This window comes from Chromobacterium piscinae (assembly GCF_021129175.1).
Classification (GTDB): domain Bacteria; phylum Pseudomonadota; class Gammaproteobacteria; order Burkholderiales; family Chromobacteriaceae; genus Chromobacterium; species Chromobacterium piscinae.
The window spans coordinates 1-3,026 of the sequence record NZ_JAJOHV010000167.1; the positions used below are offsets into that span (position 1 = coordinate 1).

At 66.7% G+C, this 3,026-nt stretch carries 3 protein-coding genes; 1 reads left to right on the plus strand and 2 read right to left on the minus strand.

The genetic code is table 11. The features are described 5' to 3' along the window. Nucleotides 1–231 (minus strand): DUF480 domain-containing protein (locus LQR33_RS23845; protein ID WP_231470722.1); only part of this gene is annotated, 231 nt, incomplete at its 3' end. Between the two features lie 66 nt (nucleotides 232–297). Next, a complete protein-coding gene (locus tag LQR33_RS23850) occupies nucleotides 298–1,830 on the minus strand; it encodes a glycine betaine uptake BCCT transporter (RefSeq protein WP_166439858.1) in 1,533 nt (510 codons plus the stop codon). Nucleotides 1,831–2,262: 432 nt separating this feature from the next. Between LQR33_RS23850 and LQR33_RS23855 the strand changes: the two genes are divergently transcribed. Then, complete coding sequence (locus tag LQR33_RS23855) at nucleotides 2,263–3,009, plus strand: TlyA family RNA methyltransferase (RefSeq protein WP_021475059.1); 747 nt, start codon at nucleotides 2,263–2,265, stop codon at nucleotides 3,007–3,009. Nucleotides 3,010–3,026 lie beyond the last annotated feature (17 nt).

Here is a 3,026-nt window from a genome sequence, read left to right on the forward strand (position 1 = left end):
GCTGCCGGCCGGCAGCCGCTCGGCCACCAGCTTCTTGGCGATCAGCGCGTCCAGCGCGGCGCTGGCGTCGGCCTCGGACAGCTGCATCACCGGCTCGCGGCTGGTCAGTTGGTTGCAGGCGCCGACCAGCGCGTTCAGCGTCAGCGGGTAGGCGTCGGGCGTCAGAGCCTGCTTTTCCAGCAGCGCGCCCAGCACGCGGACCTCCATCGGGTCGAGTTGATGCGTGTCCATACATCCTCCATGGCGAGACAATACTGTCATGATCGCATCAAATCCGCCGGCCGTCCCGCGGCCTGGTCAATCCTGCTGGCGTTTTTCCAGCGCTTCCAGCTGGCGCAGGCGGCGGATTTCGCGCAGGCGGCTGTCGTGCTCCTCCTCGTCCAGCGCGCGGTACAGCGACACCGCCATGCCTATCATGATCAGCATGAAGGGCAGCGCGCTGACGATCAGCACCGCCTGCAGCGCCTTCAGGCCGCCGCTTTGCAGCAGCACCAGCGCGATGGCGGCCAGCAGCACGCCCCAGATCAGCTTGACGCGGTGGCTGGGGTTCAGGTCGCCGCCGCTGGTGAACATGCCCAGCACGAAGGTGGCGGAATCGGCCGAGGTGACGAAGAAGATGATCACCAGCGTCATCGCCAGCAGCGACAGGACGCGGCCGCCCGGCAACTGCTCAAACATCACGTACAGCGCGGTGGAGACGTCGGTCTTGACCGCGGACAGCAGGTCGGCGCCGCCGAACAGCTGCAGGTCCAGCGCGGTGCCGCCGAAGGCGGAGAACCAGACGAAGCTGGCCAGCGACGGCACCAGCAGCACGCCGACGATGAATTCGCGCACGGTGCGGCCGCGCGAGACGCGGGCGATGAACATGCCGACGAAGGGCGCCCAGGTCACCCACCAGGCCCAGTAGAACAGCGTCCAGTTGGCCATCCAGGTGCCCTGGGTGAATGGGCTCATGCGCAGGCTGGTGCTGGTCAGGTTGCCCAGGTAATCGCCCAGCGTGGTGGTGAAGGTGTCGAAGATGAAGCCGGTGGGTCCCAGGACCACCACTGCCAGGAACAGCAGCGCCGCCAACAGGATATTGAGGTTGGACAGCCATTTGATGCCGCGCGATAGCCCGGTCAGCGACGACAGCAGGAACAGCGCGGTGGCGATGACGACGATGGCCACCGTCAGCGTGGGAGACGGCGCCACGCCGAACAGCATTTCCAGGCCGCTTTCGATCTGCAGCGTGCCGAAGCCCAGCGTGGTGGCGACGCCGAACACGGTGGCCAGCACGGCCATCACGTCGATGGCGATGCCGAGCGGACCGTCGACGCGGTCGCCCAGGAGCGGACGGAAGGCGGCGCTGATCAGGCCCTTCTGGCCGCGGTTGAACTTGAAGTAGGCCAGCGCCAGCGCGGTCAGGCTGTACACCGCCCACGGGTGCAGGCCCCAATGGAAGAAGGCGTGGCGCATCGCCAGCCGCGCCGCCTCGGCCGATTCCGGCGCGGTGGACGCGCTTGCCGGCGTGGCGAAGTGGGACAGCGGCTCGGCCACGCCCCAGAACACCAGGCCGATGCCCATGCCGGCGGAAAACAGCATGGAAAACCAGCTCAGCCGGGAGAACTCGGGCTCGTCGTCCTCCTTGCCCAAGCGGATGTGGCCGAAGCGGCCGAAGGCCAGATAGAGCGCGAACAGCAGGAAGCCGAACACCGACAGCAGATAGAACCAGCCGAAGCGGGAAATGGTGAAGCTCAGCCACTCGGAGGCGGTGGCGGTCATGTGCTCGGGGGCGGCGGCGCCCCAGAACGCGAACAATACGGCGAACAACAACGACAGGCGTAGGACCATCGGTACTCCTTGCATGGCGGCGCGCGTCCCCGCGCGGGGCGCGCAGCCGTGATGGATGGTGAGTCGAGGCGCGGCCTAGGCCGCGGGCGAAACCGGCGACGGCCGGCGCGAAAGCCTTGCCCGGGGCAGAGCCTGCTGCGGGACTCTGCCGCCAACGGCCGTTTGCTGCCGGGCGCTGGCGGAGCGGGCCAGCATGGATGGATAAGGGCGCGCGGGATGGGGCGGGCGCTTTCTGTTCGATGCCGGCGGGGCTGTTTGAATATATGAATAAAATCAATGAATTGCTTTTTAGATTATCATTATTAGCATTTTCTTGTAAACATATGTTGCGAGATTTGATGCAAACAGACAGGGATGGCGGCCTCGCTTGACAGCGGATGGCGGCTTCGCCAACCTGTCGCGTTCATCGGAATTCGGGCAGCGGGAACGGACATGATTCGAGTGGATATTTTGCTGGTGGAACAAGGGCTTGCCGCGTCGCGCACCGCCGCGCAGAACCTGGTGGCGGCCGGCCGCGTCAGCTGCGGCGGCGCGGTGGTGGCCAAGTCCAGCCAAAAATTTCCGGCGGACGCGGCGTTCGACATCGTCGCCGACGAGGCCGACCGCTACGTGTCGCGCGGCGGGCTGAAAATGCGCGGCGCGCTGGACGCGGCCGGATTGGACATCGCCGGCTGGACCGCGCTGGACATCGGCCAGTCCACCGGCGGCTTCACCGACTGCTTGCTGCAGGCCGGCGCGCGCCGGGTGGTGGGCGTGGACGTCGGCCACGACCAGTTGCACCCGCGGATGCGGGAAGACGCGCGGGTACGCTATTTCGAAGGCGTCAACGCGCGCGCGCTGGACCGCGCGGCGCTGTTGGCCGTTAATGAGGGCGATGGCTTCGACCTGATGGTGTGCGACGTGTCCTTCATCTCGCTGAGCCTGGTGCTGCCGTCGGCGCTGCCGCTGTTGACGCCGGGCGGGCGTCTGCTCAGCCTGGTCAAGCCGCAGTTCGAGGTGGGGCGGGAAGGGCTGTCCCACGGCGGCATCGTCCGCGACGAAAGCCTGTATCCGCAGGTTAAGGACAAGATCGACCGAGTGCTGGCCGAGCAGAACATGAAGACGCTGGCTTGGTTCGACAGCCCGATCAAGGGCGGCGACGGCAACCGCGAGTTCTTCGTCCACGCCGAGCGCCGCTGACAAACGACGAGGCCCGC

Excerpts from the sequence above, each read along its gene's own strand:
- LQR33_RS23850 (WP_166439858.1), bottom strand. The coding sequence starts at position 1,830 with ATGGTCCTACGCCTGTCGTTGTTGTTCGCCGTATTGTTCGCGTTCTGG.
- LQR33_RS23855 (WP_021475059.1), top strand. The coding sequence starts at position 2,263 with ATGATTCGAGTGGATATTTTGCTGGTGGAACAAGGGCTTGCCGCGTCG.